This window comes from Nonomuraea sp. NPDC003709, assembly GCF_040610775.1.
GTDB classification, from domain to species: Bacteria; Actinomycetota; Actinomycetes; order Streptosporangiales; family Streptosporangiaceae; genus Nonomuraea; species Nonomuraea angiospora_A.
Window position 1 is genome coordinate 201895 of sequence record NZ_JBEXMW010000005.1, and the last position, 19645, is coordinate 221539.

General features: G+C 72.5%; 16 protein-coding genes. 7 read left to right on the forward strand and 9 right to left on the reverse strand.

What is annotated here, in order from left to right; genetic code table 11:
• Window position 1: 1 nt before the first annotated feature.
• Window positions 2-784: an IclR family transcriptional regulator gene (locus ABZX61_RS17295; RefSeq protein WP_350742931.1), complete on the forward strand. Its 783-nt coding sequence runs from the start codon at window positions 2-4 to the stop codon at window positions 782-784.
• 61 nt (window positions 785-845) lie between these two features.
• Here the strand turns inward: ABZX61_RS17295 and ABZX61_RS17300 are convergent, their stop codons facing one another.
• Together ABZX61_RS17300 and ABZX61_RS17305 are read right to left on the reverse strand one after the other, a co-directional pair.
• The gene (locus ABZX61_RS17300; protein ID WP_355195508.1) at window positions 846-1700 is read right to left on the reverse strand and encodes an aldo/keto reductase; all 855 of its coding nucleotides are present in this window, start codon (window positions 1698-1700) and stop codon (window positions 846-848) included.
• A gap of 45 nt (window positions 1701-1745) precedes the next feature.
• Window positions 1746-2591, reverse strand: a complete 846-nt coding sequence (locus tag ABZX61_RS17305) for a PP2C family protein-serine/threonine phosphatase (RefSeq protein WP_350742927.1) — start codon at window positions 2589-2591, stop codon at window positions 1746-1748.
• A gap of 250 nt (window positions 2592-2841) precedes the next feature.
• On the opposite strand from ABZX61_RS17305, the gene ABZX61_RS17310 reads away from it, so the two are divergent.
• Window positions 2842-3645 carry an SAM-dependent methyltransferase gene (locus tag ABZX61_RS17310; protein ID WP_355195510.1) on the forward strand — a complete coding sequence of 268 codons (804 nt, stop codon included), beginning with the start codon at window positions 2842-2844 and terminating at the stop codon, window positions 3643-3645.
• Between the two features lie 2 nt (window positions 3646-3647).
• Entirely contained in the window at window positions 3648-4136 is a 489-nt protein-coding gene (locus ABZX61_RS17315) for a hypothetical protein (protein ID WP_355195512.1), read from the forward strand.
• A gap of 94 nt (window positions 4137-4230) precedes the next feature.
• On the opposite strand, the gene ABZX61_RS17320 is transcribed toward ABZX61_RS17315, so the two are convergent.
• Window positions 4231-8217 (reverse strand): S8 family serine peptidase, encoded by a 3987-nt coding sequence (locus ABZX61_RS17320; RefSeq protein WP_355195514.1) that lies wholly within the window; start codon window positions 8215-8217, stop codon window positions 4231-4233.
• 154 nt (window positions 8218-8371) lie between these two features.
• On the opposite strand from ABZX61_RS17320, the gene ABZX61_RS17325 reads away from it, so the two are divergent.
• Entirely contained in the window at window positions 8372-9346 is a 975-nt protein-coding gene (locus ABZX61_RS17325; protein ID WP_355195516.1) for a helix-turn-helix domain-containing protein, read from the forward strand.
• Between the two features lie 9 nt (window positions 9347-9355).
• Here the strand turns inward: ABZX61_RS17325 and ABZX61_RS17330 are convergent, their stop codons facing one another.
• Entirely contained in the window at window positions 9356-9892 is a 537-nt protein-coding gene (locus ABZX61_RS17330) for a GNAT family N-acetyltransferase (RefSeq protein WP_355195518.1), read from the reverse strand.
• 51 nt (window positions 9893-9943) lie between these two features.
• Window positions 9944-13432 (reverse strand): WD40 repeat domain-containing serine/threonine protein kinase, encoded by a 3489-nt coding sequence (locus tag ABZX61_RS17335; RefSeq protein ID WP_355195520.1) that lies wholly within the window; start codon window positions 13430-13432, stop codon window positions 9944-9946.
• Between the two features lie 90 nt (window positions 13433-13522).
• On the opposite strand from ABZX61_RS17335, the gene ABZX61_RS17340 reads away from it, so the two are divergent.
• The gene (locus tag ABZX61_RS17340) at window positions 13523-14641 is read left to right on the forward strand and encodes a histidine kinase (RefSeq protein WP_355195522.1); all 1119 of its coding nucleotides are present in this window, start codon (window positions 13523-13525) and stop codon (window positions 14639-14641) included.
• Complete coding sequence (locus tag ABZX61_RS17345) at window positions 14581-15219, forward strand: response regulator transcription factor (protein ID WP_355195524.1); 639 nt, start codon at window positions 14581-14583, stop codon at window positions 15217-15219. Before ABZX61_RS17340 ends, ABZX61_RS17345 begins: the two co-directional genes overlap by 61 nt.
• Window positions 15220-15245: 26 nt before the next feature.
• On the opposite strand, the gene ABZX61_RS17350 is transcribed toward ABZX61_RS17345, so the two are convergent.
• The 4 genes from ABZX61_RS17350 to ABZX61_RS17365 all read right to left on the reverse strand — a co-directional run bounded on the left by ABZX61_RS17350 (window position 15246) and on the right by ABZX61_RS17365 (window position 17815).
• The gene (locus ABZX61_RS17350; protein ID WP_355195526.1) at window positions 15246-16229 is read right to left on the reverse strand and encodes an FkbM family methyltransferase; all 984 of its coding nucleotides are present in this window, start codon (window positions 16227-16229) and stop codon (window positions 15246-15248) included.
• A 51-nt stretch (window positions 16230-16280) separates the two neighbouring features.
• Window positions 16281-17051 carry a DUF2267 domain-containing protein gene (locus tag ABZX61_RS17355; protein ID WP_355195528.1) on the reverse strand — a complete coding sequence of 257 codons (771 nt, stop codon included), beginning with the start codon at window positions 17049-17051 and terminating at the stop codon, window positions 16281-16283.
• A gap of 83 nt (window positions 17052-17134) precedes the next feature.
• Window positions 17135-17365: a three-helix bundle dimerization domain-containing protein gene (locus tag ABZX61_RS17360; RefSeq protein ID WP_355195530.1), complete on the reverse strand. Its 231-nt coding sequence runs from the start codon at window positions 17363-17365 to the stop codon at window positions 17135-17137.
• A gap of 90 nt (window positions 17366-17455) precedes the next feature.
• Entirely contained in the window at window positions 17456-17815 is a 360-nt protein-coding gene (locus tag ABZX61_RS17365; RefSeq protein ID WP_350742907.1) for a luciferase family protein, read from the reverse strand.
• A 224-nt stretch (window positions 17816-18039) separates the two neighbouring features.
• On the opposite strand from ABZX61_RS17365, the gene ABZX61_RS17370 reads away from it, so the two are divergent.
• Complete coding sequence (locus ABZX61_RS17370) at window positions 18040-19443, forward strand: alkaline phosphatase PhoX (protein ID WP_355195532.1); 1404 nt, start codon at window positions 18040-18042, stop codon at window positions 19441-19443.
• Window positions 19444-19645 lie beyond the last annotated feature (202 nt).

Sequence of the window (19645 nt, forward strand, 5' to 3'; positions counted from 1 at the left end):
GATGCAGATCCCAGCCCCCAGGCAAACGGCCGAACGCACCGGCCCGGTCGTGGCCCGCGCGCTGCAGATCCTCGGCGCGTTCACGCCCGACCGGCGCTCGCTCACCCTCAGCGAGCTGTCCCGGCACTCCCGCCTGCCGGTCTCCACGGTGCACCGGCTGGCCGCTGAGCTGCTGGCCTGGGGCGCGCTCGAACGGGATCCGGCCGGGTGCTACCACATCGGCCTGCGCCTGTGGGAGATCGGCTCGCTCGCCCCGCGCGGCCTGGGCCTGCGCGAGGCCGCGCTGCCGTACCTGGAGGACCTGTCCCAGGTCACCCGCGAGAACGTGCAGCTGGCCGTCCGGGAGGGCGCCGAGGTGGTGTTCGTCGAACGGATCGCCGGGAGCAAGGCCGTGCCCGTGCTGACCCGGGTCGGCGGCCGCTTCGCGCTCACGGCCACGGGCGTCGGGCTGGTGCTGCTCGCGTACGCGCCGGCCGAGGTGCAGGAGCAGGTCGTGGCCGGCCCCATGACCCGCTACACCGAACGGACCATGACCACCCCGCGGCAGATCCGCGCCGCGCTCGCCGACACCCGTGCCCGCGGTTACGCCGTCAGCGACCGGCAGGTCACCATGGACGCCCTGTCGGTCGCGGCGCCGATCCACGACGCCCGGGGCGACGTCGTGGCCGCGGTGTCCCTCGTGGTCCACCACGGCAGCACGTCGCCCCACGCGCTCGCCCCGCTCCTGCGCACCAGCGCCCGCGCCATCTCCCGCGCGCTGCCGCCGTCCACCCGAGGCTCGTGACGGGCCCGGTCACGGTCGGGTCGTGACGGGCCCGGTGATCCTCGGATCGTGACGGCTGAGGTCAGCCGATGCGGGCCAGTTCCTCCTCGGTGAGCTCCAGGTCGGCGGCGCCGATGGAGTCGAGGATCGTCTCCGGCCGGCTGGCGCCGGGGATGGGGATGACGACCGGGCTGCGGGCCAGCTCCCAGGCGAGGCAGACCTGCTGGGGGGACACGCCGCGCGCCTCGGCGATCTCGGTGAAGGCGTCCCGCCGGCTCAGCTCCCCGGTACGGCCGATGCCGCCCAGCGGCGACCAGGGCAGGAACGCCAGGCCGAGCTCGGCGCAGACGTCGATCTCGGGCTCGCTGGAGCGGAAGCGCGGAGAATACTCGTTCTGCACGCTCACCAGGCGCTCACCCAGGATGTCGTGGGCGAGCCTGATCTGCTCCGGATCGGCGTTCGAGATGCCGGCCATCTGGATCTTGCCGGCGTCGTGCAGGTCCTTCAGCGCGCCGATGGTCTCCGCGTACGGCACCTTCGGGTCGGGCCGGTGGTGCTGGTAGAGGCCGATGCTCTCCACGCCGAGGGCCTTGAGCGAGCGCTCGCAGGCCTCCTTGAGGTACGACGGGTCGCCGTTCACGGACCAGCCGCCGCCGGCGACGCGGGTGTGGCCGCCCTTGGTCGCGACCAGCACCGTGTCGGCGTCGCCGCCCCAGCGGGCCAGCGCGAGGGCGACCAGGCGCTCGTTGTGGCCGACGTCGTCGTGCGAAGGCGTGTAGGCGTCTGCCGTGTCGATCAGCGTGACACCGGCCTCCAGGGCCGCGAGCAGGGTGCGGATCGACTGGTCCTCGTCGGGCATGTGCCCGGCCACCGACATGGGCATGGCGCCGAGCCCGACGGCCCCGACCTGGCGGTTTCCGATGGTGCGCGTTCGCATGGCGTTGTGCATGGGTCCACCCTGCCCGCTGGAGCGCGCTCCAGGTCAACTTTCGCGCGCCGGCGTCCAGCGCATGGCCAGGAGCAGGGTGTCGTCGCTGTGCAGCACCTCGCGGCGCATCATCCGTACGAGGGTGTCGGTCAGCTCGTCCACCGGCAGGTCCCGGTGCCGGCCCGCCAGCTCGGCCAGCTCGTCCAGCCCCGCGTTGAGGTCGCGCCGGGCCTCCACCAGCCCGTCGGTGTAGAACAGCACCAGCGTGCCGGGCCCCAGCCACCGCTCGGCCACGTGGTCGCTGCCCGGATCCGGGTAGCCGAGGCCGCGCCCCCACGCCTCCAGGTACGTCGCCGGCTCGCCGGGCGCCACGATCAGCGGTGGCGGGTGGCCGCCGGTGGCCACCCGGAGCACGCCGGTACGGGGGTCGAAGCGGGCCACCAGTACGGTGCCGGCCAGATCGGGGTAGACCGGCTGCAGGATGGCCGCGGCGCGCTCCACGACGTTCTCCAGCGGCAGCCCGGCCAGGGAGAGCACGCGGACGGCGTGGATGATGTTGAGCGCGGCGCGGGTGCTGGCCACGCCGTGGCCGGCCGCGTCCACCACGACGACGTGCAGTTCGCCGCCCGGCATGATCACGACGTCGTAGAGGTCGCCGCCGGTCGGAGCGTCGTCCTCGGATGAGGAGTAGTAGACCGCCAGCCGCGCCTGCTCCACGTGCGGGATCGGCGGGCGCAGGGCGTCCTCCAGCTCGCGGAAGATCGCCCGGTGGGCCCGCCTGAGCCGTACGTCGCGCTCCTCCAGCTCCGCGACCAGGGCCAGCACGTCCTGGCGGGCGTCGGCCAGCTCGCCCTCCAGCGTGCGGATCCGCCGCAGCGGCTCATCGGGGACGGACTTCACATCGCCCCCCGCCCATGCCGAGGCTGCTCGACCACCAGCCCCCCTGTCCGTAGCAGTCGCGGGCCAGCTCGCTCACCGCCGTGATCAGCTTAGACCGGGAGGCCGGGCCGAAGCCGTCTTCCGGGGCCGCGGCGCGTACGGCGTGCCGCGCGGCGAAGCAGACGGCTGGCGACAATGCGGTGATAAGCGCATTTGTCGGGCCGGATCCGCCCTATGATCCTGATGATCGACTCCGTGAGGAAGGGCACCTGTGGGCGAGAAGTCGGATGAGTGGAAGAGCGCGATCGACACGACCAGGCCCAGCATCGCCAGGGCCTATGACGTCGTCCTGCACGGCAAGGACAACTTCGAGGTCGATCGCGCTTTCGTCGCGGAGATCGTCAAGGTCATCCCGGAGATCTACGACGTGGCCGCCTACAACCGCCAGATCCTGGACCGCGGCGTCCGTTTCATGATCGACCAGGGCATCACGCAGTTCATCGACCTCGGCTCGGGGCTGCCGACCGTGGAGAACACCCACCAGGTCGCGCAGCGCGCGAACCCGGAGGCCCGCGTGGTCTACGTCGACAACGACCCGATGGTGCTGGCCCACGGCCGGGCCCTCCTGGCCGAGAACGAGCGCACCGCGGTGGTCACCTCGGACCTGCGCGACCCGGTGGCGATCCTCGGCGACGAGGCCGTCAAGCAGCTCATCGACTTCGACCGCCCGGTCGGCGTGATGCTGGTCGGCATCCTGCACCACCTGCACGACGACGAGGACCCGCAGGGGATCGTCGATGCGTACATGGCCGCCGTCCCGCCGGGCAGCTACCTCTTCATCACCCACTTCTGCGACTCGAGCGCGGAGTCCCGCGACGCGGAGAAGCAGTACCTCGCGCTCCTCGGCACCGGCAGGTTCCGCACCGTCGCGGAGATCACCGGTTTCTTCGAGGGGTTCGAGCTGGTGGAGCCGGGCGTCGTGCCGCTGCCGTTGTGGCGTCCGGAGGCGGACGTCCCCGAGGAGCTGACCGTGGGCCAGCGCCTCATGTTCGGCGGCATCGCGCGCAAGCCCTGATCGTGTCGTCGCGCCGGGGCACCGAGCTGAGCCGGGCGGTCATGGACCTGGCCCGGCGGCAGGGCGCGGCTCCCGAGCTGATGTACGTCGTGGACCTGCCCGGGTATGAAGTGTCCGAGCAGTCGGTCGGCGTGATCAACGACGACGGTTTCGGCGCGGTCTACACCTCGCCCGACGGCAAGCGGGTGGAGCTGCGGATCGACCGCGGGCCGTACGTGCGCACGGGCACGTGCGAGCGCGACGGCGGCGGCTGGTACGCCGTGAACGGCGGCGAGCAGGAGTACGTCGCCGTGCGCAAGGACCACCACATCCGGCTGATCTGCCCGGTCGGCCAGGTGGACCGGGCGGTGCTGAAGCAGGCCGCGCAGGGCGCCCGCCCGGCGACCGGCACGGGCCCGCCCGCTCCCTCGCCACCGGCCCCGGTGGAGCGCGGCGATCTGCCCCGGAACGGCGACGCCGCTCCCATCCGGCGGAGAGGACCCGGCGGCTGAGAGCGGGGCCAGGATGTCCCCGCCCCCGCCCCCGCTCCCGCGGTCACTTCACGAGGTAGCGAGGGCCAGGGTGTCCCGGCCCCCGCTACCGCGCTCACTTCACGAGGTAGGCGTCGGAGAGGATCTGCTGGACGGAGTTGCCGTCCTTGTCCTGCGCCTCGACCTTGATCGAGATGCTGCCGGGGCCCTTGGGGTTGAGCACCAGCACCTTGCCGCCGGGCAGCACCGTGGCCCGGGTCCAGTGCGCGCCCTTGTCACCGGAGATCCAGGCCGCCCGCAGCGACGACGAGCGGCCGCCCTCGGTCCTGACGGTGAAGGCGAACGGCCGGCCGCCCTGGACCGTGTCGTTCTCCGGCAGGCCGAGCTCGTACCGCAGCCGGATCATCGGCACCTGCGCGCAGGGCTGCTTGTCCTCCCACAGCACGGAGTCCAGGCAGGGGTAGGGGTTGCTGTCGCCCGTGGGGCGGGCGGAGCGGAACGTCCAGCTGGTCTCCACGCCGGTGCCGGCGTGCTTGCCGGGGAACGCGTCCTTCCACGAGCTCGTCAGCCGGTACGTGCCGGACCCGGCGGGGACGCCGTAGTAGGGCACGCCCAGGTCGTCGTACTGCGGCTTGACCTCGGCGGCGCCGCTGAACAGCCGGAGCTCCTCGGTCCCCGGCGCGCCCTGGTACATGTGGGTCGGGTCGGAGGCGTCGGAGTAGTAGCCGAAGCCGATCGGGCTGAGCGCGCGCAGCCGCAGCCGGTCACCCTGGCGGCAGCCGTCGCAGTAGATGACGGGGGTGACCCAGTCCGGCAGGCCGGCGCCGGCCGCGAACTGCGAGGGCATGATGGCCTCGTTCCAGTCCTCCCGCTCCTTGGTCGCGTGGTTGAAGCCGCGGGCCGAAGCGGCGAAGCGCGCGCCGCCCGAGGCAGGGTCGATGAAGGTGAACTCACGCTCCCACAGCACGTCCCGGCCGGGCGCGTTGTAGTACTCGGTCCTCGCCGTGGGCCCGGCGAAGGCGTGCGAGCCGCGGATGCTGAAGCGCTGCTCGGGGTTGTAGGTGTGGTTGACCTCGGTGAAGTTCGTGTACGGGCCCCACGTGCCGGGCTGGGGGGCGAACCGGGCGTGGTAGGTGGTGTCGATCTCGGTGAGGTCGCGCGCCTTCGGGGCGAAGCTCAGCTTGCCCGCCGTGGTCCCCTTCACGTAGTAGGCCAGCTTGTACTCGAACGGTGTGGTCGGCGTGACGCGCAGGGCGGCGCTCGGGTACGGCTTGCGGGCCAGGGCCTGGCCGAGCCGGTCCGCCTCGCCGCTGTCGATCCACAGCACCGGGATCTTGTTGTGGTCCGTGTAGTGCGAGTCGCTGAGCAGCCAGGCGAACCGGTCGCTGGTGACCACGCCGGCGGCCCCCACCTTGATCGCCAGGTCCACGTCGGCCGTGAAGAGGTCGAGCGAGTCCCTGGCCGGAAGGTAGACGAGCTTGCCGCGCGCGTCCGCGCCGCCGCGCACGTCGTCGCCCGTGGTCAGGCTCAGGCGCTGGTCGGCGGCGAACTTCGGCACCAGCGGGTCGTGCTCGCTGACGTAGTGCGGGTTGAGCCGGAGCCCCGGCACGGCCAGCTCGACCTCCGGCGCCCGGCGGATCTGGTCGAACAGCACCGTGGAGGTGCCCACCGTGGGCGCCTTGCGCACCGGCGTGACCCAGAACCTGCCCCTGTTCACGGGCTCGTAGCTGAGCAGCGACGCGCCCGCGTACATCTGGCCCGAGGCGGTCGTGCGGGCGACCATCAGGTTCATGAACACCGGCTCCGACGTGCGCGGCGTGCTCACCTGGATCTGCTCGAGCTCGGTCGCGTCCAGGGTCACCGTGGTGTCGCCGTCGAGCTTGATCTCGGGGGCGAGCAGCGTGGCGTACTGGATCTGCCGGTCCGGCCTGGTGTACCACCAGGGCATGTCGCCGATGGAGTAGACGCCGCCGTGCGCGAGCTTGAGCTCGGTCTCCACCGTGCCGGGCGTGTCGGTGGTCCGCCAGTTCGCGGTGGCCGTGGTCATCGGCTCGCCCTGGAGGAGCGGGTCGGTGTCGCTGACCCGGAGGGCGGTCAGGACCCCCGGGTTGAGCGTCCATTCCGGCTTTCCGACCAGCTTGACGCGTACGGTGTCCAGCTTGGCGCCCTTGTGGAGGGCGATCGGCGCGGTCAACCGGGTCGTGCCCGCGGTGGCCGTCAGGCGGCCCTCGTACCAGCCGGGGTCGCCGAGCGTGGGCTCGATGGTGAGGTCCGCGCTCGCGGTGCCGCCCGCGGGGACGGTCAGCGACGACGGGGTGAGCGTGGCCATCCCGGCGGGCGGCTGGGCGTCACCACGCTTGAGCGTCATCGACAGGGCCAGCGTGACGGGGTCCTTGCCGGTGTTGCGGAAGGTCACCTTCCTGGCCAGCGTCTGGCCGGTGTACGGGTCGGTGAACCCCGCGTGCACCGTCGCCAGGTCGTCGAAGACCTGCTGGGTGACGGCCTGCCCGATGTCCAGCCGGCCCGAGCCCTGGTCGTAGACCGTGCCGTCGGTCGGCTTCGCGGTGCCCGTCAGCGCGGTCTTGAGCTGCTCGGGCGTCCAGTCGGGGTGCTGGACGGCGAGGATCGCGGCGGAGGCGGCCACGTGCGGGGCGGCCATCGAGGTGCCGGACGCCGCGGTGTAGTTGTCGTCGATCGGGCCGCCGCCCGGGACGCTGCTGCCCTCGCCGAGCGAGGTGCCCGCCGCGCGCGCGGCGATGATGTTCACGCCGGGCGCGGTGATCTCCGGCTTGATCGCGAAGTCCTCGCTCAGGCGCGGGCCGCGGCTGGAGAACGAAGCGATCTTGTCGGCCGAGTCCACCGCGCCGACGGTGAGCGCCGAGGTCGCCGCGCCGGGGGAGGCGATGGTGTACCGGCCGGGGCCCGAGTTGCCCGCAGCGACCACGAACAGCGTGCCGTACTCGGCGGTCAGCTCGTTGGCCGCCTGGCTCAGCGGGTCGGTGCCGTCGGTCGGGTTGCTGCTGCCCAGGCTCATGTTGACCACCCGGACGCGCTCGGTGGCCGCCTGCCACTGCATCGCCGCGATGATCTCGGAGTTGTTGCCGCTGCCCGTGTCGTCCAGGGCCTTGGCGATGGTCAGCTTGGTGCCGGGGGCGACGCCCTTGTACTTGCCGCCGGAGGCGGCGCCGCTGCCGGCGATGATCGACGCCACGTGGGTGCCGTGACCGACCCGGTCGGTGACCTCGTCGGGGTTGCCGCCGCCCGGCATGCCGGCCGGGACGAAGTTGCGGGACGCGACGACCCTGCCCTGCAGGTCGGGGTGCGCCAGGTCGATGCCGCTGTCGATGATGCCGACCTTGGCGCCCGTGCCGTCGTAGCCGGCCGCCCAGGCGGCGGGGGCGCCGATCTGCGGGTTGCTGACGTCGTCGAGCGCCTTGGCCTTGCCGTCGAGCCACACCTTGCGCAGGCCGCTCGTCAGGGCCCTGGCGTCGTTCCGGCCCCCTCCCAGGGACTGCCAGAACGCGGCGGCCTGCTTCTTGTCCACCTTGATCGCGGCGCCGTCGATGCTCTCCAGCACCATCGGCTCCGTGCCGCCCTTCAGCGACCTGGCCTTGCCCGCCAGGTCGGCGGCCTTGGTCTGCGGCTGGTACTGGACGATGAGCGGCAGCTGCGCGGTCTTGGCGTCGCCGTAGCCGTTGGCCGCCAGGTAGTCGACGTTGAACAGCTCCTTGTCCAGCAGGCCCCCGCTGACGTAAGGGGCGGCGTCAGCGGGGATCACGTAGTAGCCGTGGTCGTCCTGCTGAGCCTGGTACGTCCGCGCCTCCGCACCCTCGACGGGCTCCAGCGTGGCCGAGGCGCGGCCCGAGGCGTCCTTCGCGTAGGTGACGGTGTCCCCGGTGATCAGCGTGATCTTGACCGCCGGCAGGCCGGTCACCGGCGCGTTCGCCCTCGTGGCCGCCCTCGTGGCCGCCCCCGTGGTCGCCGTCGTGGTCGCCGTCGTGACGGTCGCCGCGACGGCCGCCTGCGGGACCGCGGCGAGCGGCGCCGCGAGTAAGGACGCGAATAAGGCCACGAGTCCGCGGCGCCGGGGGGTGGACAGCATACGCACACCTTTCTCCAGACCTGGGAAACGCCGGAGATCGTTTCCTCGCTGACCTAATCTGGGATTGAGTCAGGGCACAAGTCCGCCGAACGGGCCAAAACCCGCCAGGTGGCGGTAACCCGCCATCCCTGCGGCGGGAGGAAGGGCGTCGCCGATGCTCAAAGCGATCGGCCTGTCACCGGCAGAGAGCCGCCTGTACGCGACGCTCGTCGAGAACCCGCGATCATCCGCCGCCGAACTCGCCACCCACTGCGGCGTCTCGACGCCCCTGGCGGCCCGGACGCTGGCGGCCTTCGCGCGGCGCGGCCTGGCCAGCAGGTTGCCGGGCCGCCGCGCCCGTTACGTCGCCGTCGCCCCCGACATCGCCTTCAGGCCGCTGCTCACCCGCCAGGAGGAGGAGCTCCACCAGGTGCGCACGGCCATCCACGAGCTCACCACGTCGTTCCACCTGGCCTCCCGCTACGCGGCGCACCCGGCCGAGCAGGTCGAGGTCGTCACGGGGACCGACAACATCATCAGCAGGGCGTACGCGCTCCAGGACAGCGCGCAGACCATGTTCCGCAACATCGACAAGCCCCCGTACGTCATGCGCGGCCACGCCGACAACGTCGAGCGCGAGCGGCGCATGCTCAGGTCGGGCATCGACTACCGCAGCGTGTACGACCTGGAGTCGCTGGCGCTGCCCGGCAAGCTGCGGCTCGTCCAGGACTCCGTGGCCCACGGCGAGAAGGCCCGCGTGGTGGCCGGGGCGGCGGCCAAGATGTGGATCGCCGACGACGCGCTCGCGCTGATCCCCATCCGCAACGGGGCGTACTCCATCGACGCGGCGTTCATCCTGCACCGGTCCGCCCTGCTCGACGCGCTGATCGCGCTGTTCGAGCTCGAGTGGCGGCGGGGGTTCCCGCTGCGCGGGGAGCCCCGGCCCGCCCCCGGCCCCGGCGAGCCCGACGGGCTGACCAGGGACCTGCTCGCGCTGCTCGCGGGCGGCCTGACGGACGAGGCCATAGCGCGGGCGCTGGGGCTCGGGCTGCGCACCGTTCAGCGCCGCATCCACGCCGTCATGCAGGAGCTGAACGCCATCACCCGCTTCCAGGCGGGGCTGGCGGCCCGGGAGCGCGGCTGGATCTAGACCCGGGCGTCACGCGTCCGGATGCGTCAGGGTGAAGACCGACGCCCGCGACTGCGGGTAGAAGCCGGCCGGCAGCGGGCCCGCCTCCCGCCACCCGAGCCTGCGGTAGAGGCCGGCGGCGGGCGCGCCGGGGTCGGTGATGAGCCAGGCTGAGGGCCGGCCGGCGGTCATCCCGTCGAGCAGCCGCGCGCCGATCCCCTGACCCTGGTGGCCGGGGTGGACGAAGAGCTCGACGACCTCGAAGGCGCCGCGGGTCAGCGCGGTCGCCGCGGGCAGGCCGAAGGCCGTGACGAGGGCGTCATAGACGCGGTTGCCGCTCAGCTCGTCCGGGGTCGGCCAGCCGTAGCAGACACCGGTGAGCCGGTCGGCGTCGTCGGTCGTGGTCAGCGCGCTGAAACCCGGTTTGGCGGCGCCTGCGGCGAGCTTGGCGGGGTAGCGGCCGAGCTGCTCGGGAGTCTCCGACCACGGCGGGGCGGCGTAGCAACGCTGGTAGAGGTCGATGATCTGGGCGGATATCGCGGTGATGCCAGGTCCGTCGTGATGCATACGCGAAGCCTAATTGCGAGTAGTTTGCAAGAGCAAGAGACATGCATTCTGTTACCGGGCCGCGCACACGTCCTGGTACGGCACGTCCTGGAGGTACCGGTCCCATTCGGCGGGCGTGAGCGTGCGACCCGCCCGCGCGCACACCTTCCCGATCATCAGCGCGTCGCCGACGGGCACCTCGCGCACGGCCCCGGCCTCCAGGCCGTCCTGCATGCCGACGTACAGGACGCTCCCGTCGGCGCCGAAGGCCATGGACGAGGGGGCGAACTCCCCGACCCGGTACGAGCTGCCGAGCCGGCGCCTGGACCGGACGTCCCAGAGCTCGAGCACGCCCTCGTCGGTGGACGTGGCGAGGGTCCTGCCGTCCGGCGAGAAGACCATGACGTCGCTGGCGCCGGCGGCGCGGGGCAGGACGGGACGCAGCGGGGTCGGGCCCTTGACGTCCCACAGCCCGATCCGGTGGGTGGCGGACTCCTGGACGGCCAGGAGCCCGTCACGGCTGACGGCCAGCGTGCCGGCGTCGCCGAGCCCGGAGCCGACGGCCTTGCCGGTCATCACGTCGACGAGCCTGCCGTCCCCCGAGACGAACACCTGCCGTCCCGGAAGGAAGGGGCCGATGCTCAGCCGGGTCTTGTACGCGGCCACCGCGCGGCCGTCGGCGGCGTCCAGCACGACCACGCTCATCAACGGACTCTCGCCCAGCAGGAGGGTGATGGCGATCCTGCGCCCGTCGGGGGTGAAGTTGACGTACGCCGGCTGGTAGTCGCCTTCCCCCACCCGCTTGGACCAGAGTTTCCTCCTGCTCGCCAGGTCCCACAGGGTGATCGTGCGGTCCATGCCGGCGACGGCCAGCCTGGTGCCGGCGTCGTCCATGCCCAGGATGGACCCTTCCTCCCCGACACGCAGGCGGCCCGCCTCCTTACGCGTCCGCAGGTCGAACACGCTCAGCTCGGCACCGTTCGTCCAGGACACCGCCCAGTGGGCGTCGCGGCTGAGCCTCGGGGTGTCGGGCACGGCGACGGACGGGGTGCGCGGCACGAGGTCCACGCTGATGACGGTGTCGTCGACGAGGTAGCGCAGCGTCCTGCCGTCGGGGTCGAAGCGGACGTCGCCGAACTCGCCCTCGGCGCGGTAGCGCAGGACGGTCCGCTGGTCGCTGATCCGCATGACCTCCAGGTCGCGGCCGTAGAAGCCGGCGATGTAGCGCCCGTCGGCGCTGAACCGGAGCCGTCCGGAGTCGTGGCAGATCCCGCAGTTCAGCGTTTCCTTCAGCTTGTGCGGGCGCCCGGTGACGGCGTCCACGAGGACGATGTCGCCCGCGACGTCGGAGCAGGCCAGGGTCTTTCCGTCCGCGCTGTAGGCCGCCATGACGTGGCTCTTCACGCAGGCGGGGAAGGGGCGCTCGGTGGTCCAGCCGGGCAGGCCGATCTGGTCGAACCGGTAGCCGGGCAGCAGCAGGTGTTTCCCCGTCGGATCCACGAGCGGCGCGGGGGTCTGCGCCATCGTCCGGTCCGCGTAGACCATCCGGCCGAACTGCTTCCCGGTGGTCACGTCGATGAGGAAGGGGACGTCGTCGGCCATGGTGACGACGAGCGTCGTCTCGTGCTCGCCGAACACGACGCCGTAGCCGCCGTTCCCGGTCGGCTCAAGAGATCTGCGCACCAGCGTCCTGCCGGTCTTCAGGTCCCAGACGCCGAGCTCGTCCGTGGTGGTCTGGGCGAGCAGGCGCCCGCTGCGGCTGAGCGCGGGGCCCTGGATGATCGTCCCGCGCAGGGTCATGCCGGGCCAGCTCGCCGTCCGCCTGCCGGTGCGCACGTCGTAGACGTTGACGCCGCCCTCGCTGAAGCTGACCAGCGTGCGCCCGTCGCGGCTCAGCGTCCGCCGGCCCATGCCCTTGACCGGGGGGTCGCGGAATGCGGCCGTCTCCAGTTGCTGGAGCGAGCCCATCAGGCTGGAGCGGGCCTCCGGCTGCGGCGAGACCCGGTACGCGGCCACGCTGAGCAGCATCGCGAGGCCCGGATCGGCGGTGCGCATGCGGTCGGACTCGGCCGCCACCTGCTTGGCGGTCAGGATGTCGAGCCGCTCGACGGCCTGCCGGCGCTGCCACACGGCCAGCCCGCCCGCCACCAGCGCCACCGCCAGCAGCCCGGCCAGCGCCGACGTGACCAGCGTCCTGCGCCGGCTGCGCCTCCTGGTCAGCTCGGTGCCCGCACGCAGGAAATCGCGCTCGAACGGGGTCAGCGTCAGGTGCCTGCGGCCGGTCGCCGCCCAGCTCAGCGCCTGCTCCAGGCGGCTGCCCTGCAGCACGTCGCCGTCGCGCCGGCCGTGCTCCTCCCAGTGCCGCGCCGCCGCGTTGATCTCGTCCAGCATCGCCAGCCCGGCGCGCTCGGCCTCCATCCACGTCCGCAGGCGCGGCCAGGCCCGCACCAGGCCGGGACGCGCCAGCGCCACCGACCCGTCCCTGGTGGTGACCACGTACGAGAACGCCTCCAGGATCCGCTGGACGGCCGCCGCCTCGTGGTCCGGCCGGCCGCCGAACAGCTCCTCGTGGCCGGCCCGCCGCAGCGTCTCCTGGCCCTCGGCGTTCACCGCCACCAGCCGCAGGAACACCTCGGCCGCCAGGTCGCGCGCCTCCGGGCCGAGCGAGCCGTAGGCGTCCTCGGCGATCGCGCCCAGCGCGGGGTCGTCCCGGTCGGGCGCCCGCATCCCCCCGGCGCGGCGGCTGCCGGCCGCCAGCAGCCCGCCCACGTCGGAACCGTCGCCGCTGACCAGCGCCAGCAGCAGGTCGCGGGCGGACGGCCGGGCCCGCGGATCCTTCTCCAGCGCGGCCTCGATCAGCGTGGCCAGCCCCGGGGGCAGCGCGCTCACGTCGGGGTGGTGCGTCAGCACGCGGTGCATGACGCCGCCCAGGTTCTCGCCGCCGAAGGCGTCCTGCCCGGTGGCCGCGAACACCATGATCGCGGCCCACGCGAAGACGTCGGCCGCCGTCCCCGCCCGCTGCCCGGTCAGCACCTCAGGTGCCATGTAACCGGGCGTTCCGGCCAGCTCGCCGGTCCTGGTCAGCGACATCTCCGCCGTCCTGGCGATGCCGAAGTCGATCACGCGCGGCCCGTCCGGGCCGAGCAGCACGTTGTCCGGCTTCAGGTCGCGGTGGACGACTCCCGCCTCGTGGATCGCGGTGAGAGCCGTGGCCACCGCCGTCGCCAGCCGGTGCAGGTCGTCGCCGGTGAAGCGCCGCCCCTCCCGTACGGCCTCGCGCAGGCTCGGGCCCGCCACGTACTCCGAGACCAGGTACGGTTTGCCGCCGTCGAGATCGGCCGCCAGCAGCCGGGCGGTGCAGAACGAGGCCACCCGCTCCGCCGCGGCCGCCTCCTTGGCGAAGCGCCCGCGGTCGCCCGCCGCGTGCAGCACCTTCACCGCCACCCGCCGCCCGTCGGGGTCGTAGGCGTCGTAGACGACCCCCTGACCTCCCGCGCCGAGCCGCCCGGCCAGCCAGTAGTCCCCGATCTGCTGCGGATCCCCCGCGATCAGCGCCTCCACGGCGGGTTAGATGCCCCAGGATCCGCCAAAGTTGCGGTGAGCACGCGGGGAGTTCCGGTCGGTGTCCGGTCTGCGCGTATCGTCGGTCCGGTGAGCTTGATGTGGGTCGCCGACGCCGTACCGGCGCTGGCCGCGGTCTCGTTCGCGGTTTCATTGGTGGCGGCCACGTCGTTCCGCCCGCGGCTCAGGTCGCGCCTGCCCGAGCTGACGCTCCTGGCCGCGGCCGTCTCCCTGGCCGTCACGCTCGCCCACGTCATGGGCGCGGTGGAGGCGGCGCCGGGCTCCGACGCGCTGGGGATGGCCGAGGGGCTGGCGCTCGCGGCGCTGGCCGGCCTGGTCGTCCGGTACGCGCCGCCCCGGCGGGCGGCCCCGGCCGCGTCGGCGGCGGGCCTGGCCGGGGCCGTCTGGCTGCTGCGGTTCTTCTTCCCGGTCTCGTGGCTGGAAGCGGTGGGCGCGTCCGCGTTCTGGGGCCTGGGCGCGCTCCTGGCCGCCGCCGTGGGCGGCTACCTGCGCTTCCTCGACGTACGGCAGGCGCGCGCGGCGGCCGACGCCCGGACCGAGCTGCGGCTGCGGCTGGCCCGGGACCTGCACGACTTCGTCGCCCACGACATCAGCGAGATGGTGGCGCACGCCCAGGCGGGCATGGTGGCGGGCGATCCGCTGGACGCCCTCGAACGCGTCGAGGCGGCCGGCCAGCGCGCCCTGTCGATGCTGGACCGGACCCTGGACACGCTGCACCACGACCGGCCCCTCACCCCCGCGGGCGACCTCGACGGCATCCGCGCCGCCGCCGAGCGCTTCTCCGAGGCGGGACCCGCCGAGGTCCGCCTGCGCATGGACGCGTTGCCGGCGGTGCCCGCCGACACCGGGGCCCTGGCCTACCGGATCGTGATCGAGGGGCTGACCAACGTACGGCGGCACGCCCCAGGGGCGGCCCGGGTCGACCTCGCCGTGACCGCCGGGTCCGGCGCGCTCGAGATCACCATGACCAACGACGGCGTGGCGGGAACGCGGGGCGGCCGGCGAGGCGGCTCCGGCCTGCCGGCGCTGGCCGCGCTCGTCCGGGAGCAGGGCGGTGACCTGGTGGCGCGGGCCGTACCGGACGGGTGGTCGCTGGCCGCCCGCCTGCCGCTGGCACAATCGCCGGGGTGGCCATCCGCATCCTCATCGCCGACGACCAGGAAGGCATCCGCGCCGCCTTCCGGCTGATCCTCGACGCCCAGCCCGACATGACCGTCGTGGCCGAGGCCGCCGACGGCCGGGCCGCGATCGAGACCGCCAGGGCGATCGGGCCCGACGTCGTGCTCGCCGACATCCGCATGCCCGGGGCCGACGGCATCGAGGTGGCCCGCGCGCTGGCGGGCAGCGGCATCCACGTCGTGATCGTCACCACGTTCGGGCTGGACGAGTACGTCGACGCGGCGTTGCGGCACGGCGCCTCAGGATTCATCCTCAAGCGCTCCGGCCCCGCGCTGCTCGTCGAGGCCGTCCGGGCCGCGATGAACGGCGACATGCTCATCAGCCCCCAGCTCACCGTCCGGCTGCTCCGGCAGCGCGGCCTGCCCGAGACACCCCCCGGGGCGCCGCGCGTCGTCCTCACCGAGCGCGAGGACGAGATCGTGGCGATGGTGGCGCACGGCAGGACCAACGCCGAGATCGCCGCGGAGCTCTTCCTCGCGCCGGGCACGGTCAAGAACCACATCGCCGCGATCCAGCGCAAGATCGACGCCAGGAACCGGGTCGCCATCGCCGCGTGGGCCTGGGCCACCGGCAGGGCCGAGCCGTGATCCCTCAGTGGTCCCTCAGTGATCCCTCAGGATGAGCCGAGGCCGTGCCACTGCCGCAACGCGTCGAGGTGCTCCGGCCTGCCGACGGCGGCGAGGTTGGAGCGGTAGAGGCCGATCGCGTGCGGGTCGTCGAGCTCGGACCGCGTGCACGGCCGCAGGACGTTGTCCAGCTCGTCGATCACGAAGACCCAGGGGTAGCGGTCGAAGACGAGGTCGAGCAGCTCGCCCGCGGCGCAGCCGCAGTTCTCCTGGAGCTCGGGATGCACCTCGAACAGCAGCGCCGGCAGCGCGGCCAGGCTCTCGGCCGCGCCCCGCAGCACGAAGCCCTCGTACCCCTCGACGTCGATCTTGATGAGGTCGGGCGGGCCCAGGCCGCCGTCGGCGAGGTAGGCGTCGATCGAGGTCATGGGCATGGTGAGGGTGCCGGCGGCGGTGCCGACGTTTGCCGCGGCGGCCGAGTGCTTGCCCGTCTGCTCGCCCGACAGGTGCACGGTCAGCCGGCCCGGCGCCGCCCCCACGGCCACGGGCTCGATGGTCACGCGGGCGGCGAGGTCGTTGCGCTCCACGTTGCGCCGCAGGTAACCGATGTTCTCCGGCACCGGCTCGAAGGCGATCAGGCTGCCGTCCTCGGGCAGGCGCGCCGCGCCGGTGCAGGTGTAGACGCCGATGTTCGCCCCCACGTCGAGGACGGAACGGCTGATCGAGGCCAGCCGCTCGAAGACGCCGACCTCGAACTCCTCGTAGTACCCCGCCGAGACCGAAGGCATGATCGTCGCATCCCACGCGGGGCCGGTCAGCACGACACCCCGGTAACGCGCCTCGGCGTCGCGGTCGCCGGTGGCCACCCCCAGCCGGAACACCGTGTGGTAGAGCCGGTTGACCAGGGCGAAGCGCCGGATGCTGCGACCGCGCAGGAGCCTGCGGGCCAGGGGACTCCGGTTCGCCGCCCTGGCCGCCCGCATCACCCGGATGGCGAGCCCCTGCCGTAGCCGCTTGATCGAGGTGACCATGAAAGGCATTCTGCTCGTACAGTCGCCAAATATTCGTGTAAATGGTGATTGTCAGGGACGTGGTAGCAGGGTCCGGTATTCGTCGGGCAGCCGGCCCGCCAGGTCGGCGTACTCCTCGCCGGCGATCGACTCGCGCAGCATGGTGAAGACCGCCTTGGCGTGCTCGCGAGCCCGCTCGGGGGAGACGCCCTCGCGCGTGGCGATCCGGCGGACGAACTCCTCCAGCGGGAGCTCCCGGCCGGAACCTCCGCCCACCCCGCGCTTCAGCGGCGCGTGCAGCTGGACGGGCAGCTGGCCGACCAGGTCCTCGACCTTGCCCGGGGCGATGCGCTCGGCGAGCGTCTCCAGCGCCGCCTCGGTGGCCCGGCGCGCTCCTGAGTAGTCGAGCCCGGCCCGTTCCGCGACCCCGGCCAGGAACTCCCCGGCCGGCACGATCTCGACGTACCCGCGTCCGGCCTCCGCGACCAGGGCCTCGAAGTCGTCCGGGAGGTCGGCCGCCATGTCGGCGAACTCCTCGGGGCTCACCGCCTGCCCCATCGCCCAGAAGACCGCGCGGGTGTGCCGCCCGGCCGCCTCGACGTCGACCCCGGCGCGCTCGGCCACCCGCCGCAGGAACTCCTCGACGCCGAAGGTCTCGGGGTCCCGTTCGGTGTAGAGCCAGGGCATCGCCTCCGGGGGCAGCTCCCTGAGCAGATCGCGGCTCTCGTCCTTGGAGAGCCGCTCGGAGAGCGTACGGAGCGTGGCCTGCACGGCGCGTTCGGCGACCTGGGGTCCCGCCCCGGTCTGCTGCTCCACGATCTTGAGCAACTGGTCGTAGTACATCCCCGCTCCCCGCGCCGAGCCTGTCGTGTTCCGCCGGCTCAGCTACCCCGGAAAGGGAGACCGTCACCCGTCGGGCGGCCCCGTCAGCTGGTGCCGCCGCGCAGCAGTTCCCTGGAGCCGCGCAGCAGCTCCTTGGAATCGTGTTCCACCAGCACCGGGATGAAATCGCGCACCGGGCTGTCGGCGAATCGGTCATAGGCCGTCCGCACAGCCGCCTCGACCTGCTCGGCCGAACGCGTTCCGGTGAATCTGGCGACCAGCCTGGTCACCACGTCCTGGATCGCCTCACGTTCGAGGCGCTCGTCGTACGCCATGACTTTGTCATAGCACGCTCCAAAGCCCGCACCATAGAGCACTTTTTCGGTATAAATCAGTCACCATGGGCGGGCGGCCCATGCCCGATATCAGGCGACCTCCGAGGCTGCGTGCGCCTTGATCGCCACGCTGGTCAGCGCCAGCAGCAGATCGAGGTCCGGCTCGGCCTCGACCCTCAGGGTCACCCACGCGTGGTCGGCGTCCACCTGGACCTGATCGCAGTCGCGCAGGTACGGCTCCAGCCGTTCGATCGCGGGCTCCGTCAGGCACAGGCGCACCTCGTCCGCGCCGGTCAGGCGCAGGATCTCGGTGCCGCGGACGGTGAAGGCCATGCCACGCCTGGTGTCGCTCAGCTCCAGGGCCGGCCAGGACAACAGCTGGGCCACCGCGCGGGCCACGTACGGCCCCCGGCGCCCGGTCGATCGCCGCCTGGCGGAAATGACTGTCACGTTTCCATGCTGATGCACCGCACCACGGACCCGCCATCGTCCGTTCTTCAACTGTTATCCGCGTCGTGAGAATTTCGAACCCCGACCCGCTCACCAGGGAGCCGGACGGAACCGGTTGTTCATTCGGCGTTCATCATGCGGACTGCGGGCGGCGCGGCGGCCGTCTCCGTGGCATCGTTGGGTCGGCTGGTGTACAAGCGCCCAGACGCTAGAGGAGATGTCCCGTGTCCTCACCTGTTTCTCGTCGTTCCTTCCTCGGCCGCACCGCGGCGGGGAGCCTTGGCATCGCGTTAGCCGGCAGCATCGAGACCATCGCCGGTCCCGCCGCGCTCGCCGCCACCCGGCCCCCGCTCGGCTACGGCCCGCTGGTCGCCGACCCGGCCGGCATCCTTGCCCTGCCCGCCGGATTCTCCTACCGCGTCGTCGCGGAGGCGGGGGTGACGCTGCTGGAGAGCGGCGAGCCGACCCCGAGCGACGCCGACGGCACCGCGGCCTTCCCGCACGGCCGGGGTGCCACGCTGGTCAACAACCACGAGATCGGAGGCAGCGAGCCGTATCGGGTGCCGGCGCTGCCCGGCCTCACCTACGACCCCGGCGCCGGGGGCGGCACCACGAACATCGACGTCGACGCGCACGGCGAGCGGATCCGCGAATACGTCAGCCTGGCCGGCACCCACAACAACTGCGCCGGCGGCAAGACCCCGTGGAACACCTGGCTGACCTGCGAGGAGACCGAGCAGCGCGCCGGCGGGGCCTACCAGAAGGACCACGGTTACGTCTTCGAGGTCGACCCGTTCGACCGCGAGGCCAACCAGGACCCGGTGCCGCTGAAGTTCCTCGGCCGCTACTCGCACGAGGCCGTCGCCGTCGACCCGAGGACGTCGGCGATCTACCTGACCGAGGACGCCGGCGGGCCGAACGGGCTCTACTACCGGTGGACCCCGCCGAGGAAGTTCCACGGCCGCAAGGGCGCGCTGCGGGCGCTGGCGCTGTCCGAGGGCGGCGACACCGCGGGCAAGCTGGAGGCGCTGAGCTGCTACCGGGACGACACGCACATTGCCGACCTGTCGGAGGCGACCGAGCCGGGCACGCGCTTCAAGGCCCGCTGGGTCGAGGTGCCCGACCGTGACGCGAAGGCCCAGTCGGTACGCCTGCAGTTCGCCAACGACCAGGTCACCCGCAGCCGCAAGCTGGAGGGCGCCTGGTGGGGCGACGGCGGCGCGTACTTCGTGGCCAGCTTCGCCCGGCACACCGACGGCAGCGTCAACGAGCACGACGGCCAGGTGTGGTTCTACGACCCGCGCACCGAGACGGTCACGCTCAAGGTCATCTTCGGCGTCAACCCCGACCCGAGCCAGGACACCAACTACGACGGACCCGACAACATCACGGTCTCCCCGTACGGCGGGGTGATTCTCGCCGAAGACGGTGAGGGCATCCAGCACCTGGTGGGCGTCAGCGCGCACGGCAAGTCGTACCCGCTGGCCCGCAACGACCTCAACGACAGCGAGTTCACCGGCCCGACCTTCAGCGCCGACGGCCGCATCCTGTTCGCCAACATCCAGTCGCCCGGCCACGTGTTCGCCATCACCGGCCCGTGGAAGCGCTCCGGGCACGCCGCCGACTGACGCCGGCCCGCCCTCCCGGCGCACGAGCCGTGCGCCGGGAGGACCCCGGTCGCGGGGAAAACCGCTCGACGGCCCTGGGCGTCACCCGCCACCATGAGTCGTGATGTACCGAGCGTAGAAGCACCTCGATCACAGCAGGGGATGGCCCCCGATTCGCGGCCATCGCCGCTGTTCAGGCTGTTCGTCATCGGCGGCGCCCCGG

Excerpts from the sequence above, each read along its gene's own strand:
- ABZX61_RS17295 (WP_350742931.1), top strand. The coding sequence starts at position 2 with ATGCAGATCCCAGCCCCCAGGCAAACGGCCGAACGCACCGGCCCGGTC.
- ABZX61_RS17300 (WP_355195508.1), bottom strand. The coding sequence starts at position 1,700 with ATGCGAACGCGCACCATCGGAAACCGCCAGGTCGGGGCCGTCGGGCTC.
- ABZX61_RS17320 (WP_355195514.1), bottom strand. The coding sequence starts at position 8,217 with ATGCTGTCCACCCCCCGGCGCCGCGGACTCGTGGCCTTATTCGCGTCC.
- ABZX61_RS17325 (WP_355195516.1), top strand. The coding sequence starts at position 8,372 with ATGCTCAAAGCGATCGGCCTGTCACCGGCAGAGAGCCGCCTGTACGCG.
- ABZX61_RS17330 (WP_355195518.1), bottom strand. The coding sequence starts at position 9,892 with ATGCATCACGACGGACCTGGCATCACCGCGATATCCGCCCAGATCATC.
- ABZX61_RS17350 (WP_355195526.1), bottom strand. The coding sequence starts at position 16,229 with ATGGTCACCTCGATCAAGCGGCTACGGCAGGGGCTCGCCATCCGGGTG.
- ABZX61_RS17355 (WP_355195528.1), bottom strand. The coding sequence starts at position 17,051 with ATGTACTACGACCAGTTGCTCAAGATCGTGGAGCAGCAGACCGGGGCG.
- ABZX61_RS17360 (WP_355195530.1), bottom strand. The coding sequence starts at position 17,365 with ATGGCGTACGACGAGCGCCTCGAACGTGAGGCGATCCAGGACGTGGTG.